Origin of the sequence: Acinetobacter sp. RUH 2624, from assembly GCF_000162375.2 — a bacterium.
GTDB lineage: Bacteria > Pseudomonadota > Gammaproteobacteria > Pseudomonadales > Moraxellaceae > Acinetobacter > Acinetobacter nosocomialis.
Genome location: NZ_KI391939.1, coordinates 3,285,922 through 3,295,382 on the forward strand (window position 1 = coordinate 3,285,922; position 9,461 = coordinate 3,295,382).

Here is a 9,461-nt window from a genome sequence, read left to right on the forward strand (position 1 = left end):
TAAGCCCTGAAGCCTTTGAGAAGAAATATTTTAAGAATTTAGAGGGATTTGTTGTCCACGATACTGTCTAGGATCAGGTTTACGCATTAACTTAATCGCTGCACTGGTAAATCGGATGAACTTGCAATAACGACTTTCGCAAGAGGTCTAATATAAATATTAAAAAAGACCAATAAAAATATTAATATAATTTTAACTTAATTGCTAAAAACGCCAAATTCCCTACACTTTTCATGCTTTTTTTAGAGAAATAATATATTTCTCTCATTTAGTCTCTTACCACATAATAGCGACCACTACGAAAGATGCTCTTTTAAGCAATTTTTCTTTCGTTCCAGAGATATCCAAACCCTCTGGATGTGGTATATACCCATCCTTTTTTATGCTCAGTTATCCCTATATAACTGAGCTTTTTTTTGTCTGGAATTAAGGACGAATGACTTCACCAGTTAAGGCGTTAATGATGCGGCTCGGCTGTTGGCTTTGACCTAAATCACCATTGAGATAGTTTAATTGTGAACCAAAGTATTGGCAGGCATCTTGTAAAGAATGGGCTGGTTCTTGTCCACTAGGGTTGGCACTCGTCGAGACGATAAATCCATGAAAAGCATTGCATAAAGCGACACATAAAGGATGTGTCGTTACACGGACTGCAACAAGAGGATGCTCGCCTTTAATCCATGAAGGAATGTGTTGATCGGCTGGCAATAGCCAAGTTGTGGCTCTTTCTGATGGTTGGTGGTTCGTCCAGCAATCAATAATTTCTTGCTGAGTCGTTTGCGGTAAGGAAGTTAGTAGATGTTCTACTTGACTAATATGGCTAGCCAATAAAATGACGCCCTTTTCAATAGGGCGCTGTTTCAATTTAAGAATCTTTTGAAAAGCTTGTTCATTAAATGGATCACAGCCTAATCCCCAGACTGCCTCAGTTGGATATGCCAAAACTTGACCTTGTTGTAAACATTCGGCTGCTTCGGTCACTGAGGTCGTAATCATGGTAATACTTTCCTTTCAATCAAACAGAATCGCTATTGTGCGCTCTAATACTAAGAACGACAACGTAAATACAGCCCTGATTGTTGCATACATAAACCGAGTAGTTCTAGTTCCATTAGTGAAGAGGTCAGTTCAGAAACCGAAACATTATGATGAATTACAAGCTGGTCAATATTTTGTCCTACCCAGTCTAAAGACTGATAAAGGTCAATCAAATGCTCAGGAATTTCTGGAATATTCGTATTAGTTTCTTCATTTTGACTTTGTTGCTGGCTTTGCCATTGAGTTGGTAAGGCGAGGTCTTCAATAATTTGTTCGGGATGATCAACTAAAATTGCTCCCTCACGAATAAGTTGATGGCATCCTTGATGGAACTCACTATAAATATGGCCCGGAATGGCGAATACGGTTTTGCCTTGTTCAGCAGCTTTATTGGCCGTGATGAGCGAGCCACTTTTTAATGTCGCTTCTACCACCAAAACGCCTAAACTCAAACCACTAACAATTCGGTTTCTACGTGGAAAATGCTGTTGTAATGGCGGTGTACCAGGTAAAAACTCAGTAATAATGGCGCCGTTCTGAGCCAAAATATGTTCTGCCAGTTTTTTATTTTGAGCTGGATAGGTAGTGTCTAGGCCCGTACCAGTGACTGCAATTGTACGTTGATGAGCGGATGCACCTTGATGAGCTGCTTCATCAATGCCATAAGCCAGACCACTACTAATAAAAAAGCCCTTTTCACTTAAGTAGTAGGCAAAATCATAAGCCACCTGACGTCCATGTGGGCTTGGTTTTCGGCTACCGACAATCGCAATTTGCGGTTGCAATAATGCCTGTGCCTGACCTTTTCCAAAAATAACAGGTGGATGATCTGTATAAGGGAGTAATTGAGTAGGGTAGCCAGAGTCATCGGGCGTCAAAATAAAATCAGTATGCTGCTGAACTTGTTGTATAAGCTGTTCGAACTGAGCTTGGCCTTGTGCCGTTTGAAATTCGTTTACACGCTTTAAGTGATTAGCATGTAACCCCAAAGAGGACCACTTTGCTAAACCATCAGGTTGAGTTGCTTTTTCACAAGTTCCAAAATAATCGATAATTTTTTTAAAACTAACTAATGAGTGCTGCACCAAATACCACACTTTAAGCGTGTGGTAATGGTGTGAAGAAAGTTGGGTGAGCATTGTAGAAGGTACATCCAACATTAATCATTAAAGCGAGGTGGCTGAATGCTTGAGCCGACTTTAATAGGCAAATCGCTTTCTAGAACATAGGCATAACTCAGCTGATCAAAAGTTCTAAAAACCATCAGACTCCCAATTTGTTGACCAGGAAGTTGAATCGCTTCTTTAGTTTTAGGATCGCGAATTGTCTCGCCTTGTTGTGTAATATCAAAAACTTGACCTACCTGAACACCTTGTGCTGTACCGCGGTCCAAAGTCACTACACTATGTTTTGCAGCTCTACCGATTGAACCCATGACACGAATAATTTTGCCACCATTAGTTACTTGTTTGGCATCTACTGGGTAAAATAAGGTTGGCAAAGTAGCTTGTTCTTCAGGCATAACACGATCGCCACGACGTACTTCAGCGTTATAACTATCTGTTAGCTCTAATGTAGTAATGTCTTTTTCAGAAGATACCGCAACACCTGAAGCAACCTGTAGTAGCTCAATACCAAGGCTATGCTTTTTACCTTTACTATCTGTGAAATAGTAAGGTTCACCTTCTCGATAGACTGCATAACGCTGACCATCAACTAGACCTTTTCCTCTTGCATAAATAGTTTGACCTTTTCCTGCAAGTACACGTTGGTCGGCTGTACCAACAACGTAAGGTGTGTTGGTAATTGAATCGGCTGGTAAAATAGTGCTGTTCTCTAGCCACTGTTTAATATGTTCAAGTGGAATAACTGGCACACTATTATTTAATGCTTCTACGCGAACTTGTGGTTGTAAGTTTGTGGTTTGGCCTGTGTAACGACGAATAATGCCTACACAGCCATCCCCTTCATCTTTGCCCACAAGTGGACGTCCATCTAAGCTACATAACAGTAATCGATCGCCCGGATAAATCCAGTGAGGGTTTTTAACATGTTGATTACTTGCCCAAATTTCAGGCCAACGCCATGGCTTATTGAGAAAATGGCCGGAAATATCCCATAGGGTATCCCCACGTTTTACAACATACACATTCGGTGCATTGCTTTTAAGAGAAGGTGGATTATGATTTGGACTGGCAGCATGAACCTCTGCTACCGTACCTAGTGCGACAGTTGTACAGAGTGCTAAAGCAAGTAAATGCTTCTTTATCCCCAAAGCATGAAATTCAGCCATGCCGTTAAAAACCTTTTTCATTATGATAATTCCTAAAAATTATGCGTGCAGATGCGTTATAATAGGCGGCTTACACACAATTTTTCGATGAAGTATTTCCTTCATTTGGTTTTTCAATCAATGGCATAAGTGAGGACGTCAGTATGGCCTTATTACCTATTTTAAGTTTTCCTGATCCCCGTCTTCGTACCATTGCTAAGCCTGTTGAAGAAGTTACTGATGAAATTCGTCAACTTGCAGCAGATATGTTTGAAACCATGTATGCGGCACCCGGTATTGGTTTAGCAGCTTCTCAGGTCGATCGTCATATTCAGCTTATCGTCATGGATTTGTCTGAATCTAAAGATGAACCTATGGTTTTCATTAACCCCAAAATAACTCCACTGACTGAAGAGACGCAGCCGTACGAAGAAGGCTGTCTATCAGTGCCACAAATATACGATAAAGTTGACCGTCCGTCACGTGTGAAAATCGAGGCAATTAACCTTGAAGGTCAAGCATTTGAGATAGAAGCTGACGGACTTCTCGCTGTTTGTATCCAACATGAAATGGATCACTTAAAAGGCAAATTGTTTGTGGATTATTTGTCGCCACTTAAACGTCAGCGTGCACGTGAAAAAGTCGAAAAGATTGTTCGCCAACGCGAGCGTGAAAAAGTTGCGGTAAAACGTTAAAAGTTTTCAAACATCAATATAGCGTGGATGTGATTTTTGGTTTTTCGTAGTGGTCTGTTGCTCGCATGTGCAGCAGTGTTTTTACAGATTGCGGTATTTTTACAGCCGCTATTACCGAAGCAATATCAAATTGCTCCGGTCTGTGAAACTATTACCCGTGCTTTGCTTAAACCTAAGGCACAGATGGAAACCATGTCACATGCCATGCATCATTCACATCACGACCACCATATCGGACAGGCACAAGTACCTGAACATCATGACCACCATGATGCAAATCACCAGTGCCAATATTGTACCGTCTATGCCAATCTGGTTTTACCACCTGAATTTGGCGTAAAAGAGGTGCTTGTTCGTATACAAGTGCGCTTAGTCGCTTATCAACAAGCATTTAGACATGTTTATTTTGCGCTACAGCGACTCTTCTTACTCCCGCAAGGGCGTGCACCGCCTCTATTTGCATAAATAAAAGCAATTTTTGTTGGGGTCTTTATTGACTTCGATATCACTTTATTTATGTTTTAGAGCGTATAAAAATGCCACATTCTAAATTTTTACTACAACCTTTATGGGTTGCGATGCTTGCTGTTTCTCATTCAGGCTTAGCTTTTGCCGATTCAGAGAAAAATGATGCTGATACCAACACACTTCATTCATTAGCACCTATTGTTGTTACAGCACAGCAAGGTAACGATGCAAATGGTCTGATTGTACATGCGGACCCGAAACAGCCAATTCAGCCAGTACCTGCTACAGATGGCGCAGACTATTTACAAAGTATTATGGGTTTTAACTCAATACAAAGCGGTGGAACAAATGGTGATGTGACATTCCGAGGGATGTTTGGTTCACGTATTAAAATTCTAACAGACGGTACGGAGAACCTCGGTGCATGCCCAAACCGTATGGATGCTCCAACTTCTTATATTTCACCAGAAAGCTATGATCGTATTTCTGTGATTAAAGGCCCGCAAACGGTTCAATATGCCAATACTGGTTCGGCAGCAACAGTCCTGTTTGAACGTCAGCCTGAGAAACTTACTTCCGAAAAACCTTATCGTGGGCAAGCAAGTGTTTTACTAGGTTCATATGGACGTATCGACCATAATGTTGAAGCAGCAGTTGGCGATGAGAAAAAATATATTCGTTTAAATGCCAACCGTTCAGAGTCCAATAGTTATCAAGACGGTGATGGTAATACTGTACCTTCAGCATGGAAGAAGTGGAATGCTGATGTAGCACTTGGCTTTACTCCAGATGAAAACACGTGGATCGAACTCACAGGTGGAAAATCTGATGGTGAGTCGCTTTATGCAGGACGTTCAATGGATGGTTCTCAGTTTGCGCGTGAAAGCTTAGGACTGCGTTTCGAAAAGAAAAATATCACCGATATCATTAAGAAAATCGAAGGGCAGGTGAACTACAGCTATAACGACCATATTATGGATAATTTTAGTTTGCGCACACCGCCATTAGTTGAAATGAACCATGGTGGTATGACTATGCTCATGCCAAACGCGATGGCCATGCAAGTAACGCGCCGTACACTAAATTCTCGCTTAGCCATGACCTCTGAATGGGATAAATGGAGCCTGATCACTGGGGTAGATTCACAGTTTAATAAACATGGCGGTAGCATGTCATCGCCAACAATGCCTTCTATGAATGTTTCATATCGACAAGATATGCGTTTTCAATCATATGGAGCTTTCGGTGAACTTGGCTATCAATGGAATGATAAAAACAAGTTAGTGACAGGTGTACGTTTAGATCGGGTAACAGTTGAAGATGAGCGAGCCGATTCTAAAGCCCAAGGCTTTAATACGAAGCTTGAGAAGACTTTGCCAAGCGCATTTGTTCGCTGGGAAAACCAACATCCTGAGCATGACTTCAAAAGCTATATCGGTTTAGGTTATGTAGAGCGTATGCCTGATTATTGGGAGCTTTTCTCTCCTAAACATGGTAATGCTGGTTCAACCAATACCTTTAACGGTGTGAATCCTGAGAAAACATTGCAGTTAGATCTAGGCTTCCAACAACAACATGGTGCTTTAAACACATGGGCTTCTGCTTATGCAGGCTTAGTAGATGACTACATATTAATGAGTTATCACCATCACCCGAGTATGGGAATGGGTGGGCATGATATGAGCCATGATATTACTGCAGGTGCCAAGAATGTTGATGCAACTATTGCTGGTGCAGAAGCAGGTATTGGATATCAATTTACCGACCGTATTCAGGCAGATTTGAGTGCTATGTATGCGTGGGGTAAAAACACCACAGATGACAAACCGTTACCTCAAATTTCCCCGTTAGAAGGTCGATTAAATATTCGCTATGTAGCCGACAAATATAACTTAGGCCTGTTGTGGCGAGTTGTTGCTGAGCAAAACCGTGTGAGTCTACATCAAGGTAATATCGTGGGATATGACCTAAAACCAAGTAAAGGTTTCTCAACACTTTCTTTAAACGGAAGTTATAACCTTCGTAAAGATATTGATGTCTCTGTTGGTATCGATAACGTATTAGATAAGACCTATACCGAACACTTAAATAAAGCTGGTAGTGCAGGCTTTGGATTTGCGAGCGAAGAGCAGTTTAACAATATCGGAAGAAATTACTGGGTTCGTATGAGCATGAAGTTTTAATAAGCTTTAGCGAATTAAAGAACTGAAATTGTTAATTTAAGAGAGAAATGAAATGACTAATAAATTATCGCCTGAACAGTCTTGGTGGGGATGGAAGTTACTTATTGTGGCGTCTATCTTGAGTGTATTGTTTATGATTGTTTTTTACTTGGCCATCAACAATGAACCTGACTATATGCCTAGTCAAAAAAATAAGCAGATGATGGAAACGCATGAGCAAATGAATCACGCTGAAATGCACAGTTCATCAGCTCAATAAGGTTTTTAATATTTGAAAATGGAAGTCCGGATAACGGGCTTCCATTTTTTATTTTTAGGTTTTAATAATTATTGATGCATACTTGCTAAGGTTTTTATCTTGTCTTGATTTTCATAAAGACGTAGACCAAGTTTTTGTAAATTACGACCCGATTGAGTTAAAAACCTTTCGACTTTTGGTGAAAATTTTGCGCCGTTAAAAAGTAGTAAATTACGCACAATTAAATAATAAGCAAACCATGAAGCAGACTGCTGAGGTAATCCGAGTAGTTTCATCCTTTTCTTACCAATAAAAAATTGGGTAAGTTCTAAATGTTGCCGATAAGCAAGTTTCTGCTGTAAAGAACGCAAATGCAGATATTGTCTCTCAAAAGGCTCTTTAGATAAGCTTGATCCTAATTCAATACTGCTGTGATCGGAACGAGGATGAGCAAACTGCATCCAGTAAAGGAATCGCCAGCCTTCAGTTTCAGATTGAATAAGCCACTTTTCATCAATTCCCATTAACCAACCAACATAACGCCAAAAATTTAAAAAACTCTTTGCCTCTTGTTTTGTTGGCCATATACCTAAAGCTCTAATACCGAGTAAAACTACACTACTAAAAGCCAAATTAGTCATGGCTAAATCAAATTGATTAAGAGGAATTCCCCAAACCCCACTATCCCAACCATCAGACTTTTTTAATTGCCGGCGAACGAGTGCATGAATAAAGCGAACATAAATCGTTGACGTAAAACCTGCACTCAAACGACAAAGCCCTTGAGGTTCAGTAATATCCACCCACCATTTTGTGGTTTCTGCTAAACGTGTTCCCGCTTGTTTCTTTAATGCCCCGGTTAAAATTAGGGGTTGATTAAATCCCGGATATAAATATCCCCCCATTAAAGATAAATCTCTAAGAATAAAACCATTATTTATTCCTAAACGATGAGTAAATTTAATAGCCTCATCAATTTGTTGCTGGTCTAACCATTCAGGCTTTTGTTCAATGTAATTAAAGAAATTTTCTAACTCAGTAGGTAGCGACTCAGATAGATCATCGCGGCCTTGAAATAATATTTTCTCAAAAATTATTCGGTGGTCTTTGGGATTTTGCATAACCCAATCAATCAGCTTATCCATTTCAACGTCCCCTTCGCAAAGAGCACGTTGTAAAGATACATATTCTGTATAGTTTGGTTGTACTGGTTTTTCACAGCAGATATTTAAAAACTGAGTAAAGAAATTACTGTCTTGCATATCATTAAAAGAAGCTAGTCGAGTCGGGCTAATCATTTGCATATCTTTACTTACGTATTGAACTGAATAATAAATAGGCTAATATGAATAATTATTCGCATTCAATTCGCATTTAACGAATAAAAAACGATGAGAAAAGCCCCGCAGCAACAGCGTTCAAAACTTATTGTTGACCATATTTTAGAAGCAACACAGCAATGTATTGCTCAATATGGATTGCTCCATACTACTACTCCTAAAATTGCAGAAAAATCTGGCGTAAGTGTTGGTTCGATTTACCAATACTTTGAGAGTAAAGATCAAATCATAGAAGAACTATTACGCCGTAAAAGCGAATTATTAGGGCAGCAACTTAAAGAATTAGTTATGCAGCAGGGGAATATTCCTTTAGATCTGCTTATCCCCTTGGCAATAGAGTTAGGATTTAATGCATTAAAAGCCGATCATGGGTTTTTTATAGAAGTACTGAAACATTGGCATGACTACAGCCATTCGCAAGCTGCTCAGATTTTAGAAAAGCATTTTTTTGAAGTAGGTTTATATACATTTAGTAGAAATCCTCATCAGTGGGACTTCGAGCAGGTAAAGCATAAATCCTTTGTAATTATTAATAGTACGCTTTTTACGATGATGCGTTACGTGAGCCAGAACAATTTTCTTATCTCAGAACAACAACTTAAACGAGAATTATCAAGCATGATACTGGCTTATTTAGGCCAAAAATAAGAAATAAAAATAATTATTCATATAAAACAAATACTTGATTTGTATTTTGGTTTAAAATTGAACGCTCAAGTCATTAATTTCTAATTTCCGCTTGCAAAGGTAAGTTAATGGTCTATAATGCACATCCATCGGCGGTGATGCAGATAGAACTTGTTGAAAAACAGTTACTTGAGATTAAGTTGATTGCTTTAAGTGATAAATTTGATGTTAAGTTGGTTTAAAAGATAAGTTTTAAAAATATCGAAATTACCTGTTGACTTTTAAGAGATTAAGAGTAATATAGCCGACCTAGCTTGCTGGTGACGAATCAGGAAGAAGATCATTAAGAGAATTGAAGAACAACTTGTGTGGATTTTTACTGATTGATTAATCGAAATAATTTTCATTAATTGATTGGTTTAAATTACTCGAAGTTTATTTGAGCGAAATTTAAGTCAGTAATTGATGAGCCAGAATTGGCACCTTGTCTATAAATAAGGTGCAAAATGATTTTAACTGAAGAGTTTGATCATGGCTCAGATTGAACGCTGGCGGCAGGCTTAACACATGCAAGTCGAGCGGGGGAAGGTAGCTTGCTAC

8 protein-coding genes, 1 rRNA gene and 1 pseudogene are annotated in these 9,461 nt (G+C 39.3%); 6 read left to right on the plus strand and 4 right to left on the minus strand.

Annotated elements, in window-relative coordinates; genetic code table 11:
* Positions 1-426 precede the first annotated feature (426 nt).
* Genes HMPREF0014_RS22045 through HMPREF0014_RS22055 form a run of 3 tightly spaced genes read right to left on the minus strand, consistent with a single transcriptional unit; the run spans position 427 to position 3,352 of the window.
* Entirely contained in the window at positions 427-996 is a 570-nt protein-coding gene (locus HMPREF0014_RS22045) for a Sua5/YciO/YrdC/YwlC family protein (protein WP_006581714.1), read from the minus strand.
* Positions 997-1,046: 50 nt separating this feature from the next.
* A complete protein-coding gene (gene dprA, locus HMPREF0014_RS22050) occupies positions 1,047-2,177 on the minus strand; it encodes a DNA-processing protein DprA (protein WP_006581713.1) in 1,131 nt (376 codons plus the stop codon).
* A 20-nt stretch (positions 2,178-2,197) separates the two neighbouring features.
* The gene (locus HMPREF0014_RS22055; RefSeq protein WP_006581712.1) at positions 2,198-3,352 is read right to left on the minus strand and encodes a LysM peptidoglycan-binding domain-containing protein; all 1,155 of its coding nucleotides are present in this window, start codon (positions 3,350-3,352) and stop codon (positions 2,198-2,200) included.
* A gap of 122 nt (positions 3,353-3,474) precedes the next feature.
* Here HMPREF0014_RS22055 and def point away from each other — a divergent pair, with 122 nt between their 5' ends.
* The 4 genes from def (at position 3,475) to HMPREF0014_RS22075 (ending at position 6,915) form a co-directional block, all read left to right on the plus strand.
* Positions 3,475-4,005 carry a peptide deformylase gene (def, locus tag HMPREF0014_RS22060; protein WP_002054252.1) on the plus strand — a complete coding sequence of 177 codons (531 nt, stop codon included), beginning with the start codon at positions 3,475-3,477 and terminating at the stop codon, positions 4,003-4,005.
* 36 nt (positions 4,006-4,041) lie between these two features.
* The gene (locus tag HMPREF0014_RS22065; protein ID WP_002054220.1) at positions 4,042-4,470 is read left to right on the plus strand and encodes a DUF2946 family protein; all 429 of its coding nucleotides are present in this window, start codon (positions 4,042-4,044) and stop codon (positions 4,468-4,470) included.
* 71 nt (positions 4,471-4,541) lie between these two features.
* Complete coding sequence (locus HMPREF0014_RS22070) at positions 4,542-6,656, plus strand: TonB-dependent copper receptor (protein WP_006581711.1); 2,115 nt, start codon at positions 4,542-4,544, stop codon at positions 6,654-6,656.
* A 52-nt stretch (positions 6,657-6,708) separates the two neighbouring features.
* Positions 6,709-6,915, plus strand: coding sequence for a DUF4199 domain-containing protein (locus HMPREF0014_RS22075; RefSeq protein ID WP_002054207.1), 207 nt, complete (start codon positions 6,709-6,711; stop codon positions 6,913-6,915).
* A gap of 68 nt (positions 6,916-6,983) precedes the next feature.
* Here HMPREF0014_RS22075 and HMPREF0014_RS22080 read toward each other — a convergent pair whose 3' ends face one another.
* Positions 6,984-8,198 carry an oxygenase MpaB family protein gene (locus HMPREF0014_RS22080; protein ID WP_006581710.1) on the minus strand — a complete coding sequence of 405 codons (1,215 nt, stop codon included), beginning with the start codon at positions 8,196-8,198 and terminating at the stop codon, positions 6,984-6,986.
* 87 nt (positions 8,199-8,285) lie between these two features.
* On the opposite strand from HMPREF0014_RS22080, the pseudogene HMPREF0014_RS22085 reads away from it, so the two are divergent.
* Positions 8,286-8,856: pseudogene (locus HMPREF0014_RS22085) on the plus strand (TetR/AcrR family transcriptional regulator).
* Between the two features lie 518 nt (positions 8,857-9,374).
* Positions 9,375-9,461, plus strand: a 16S ribosomal RNA gene (locus HMPREF0014_RS26170); the annotation flags it as partial.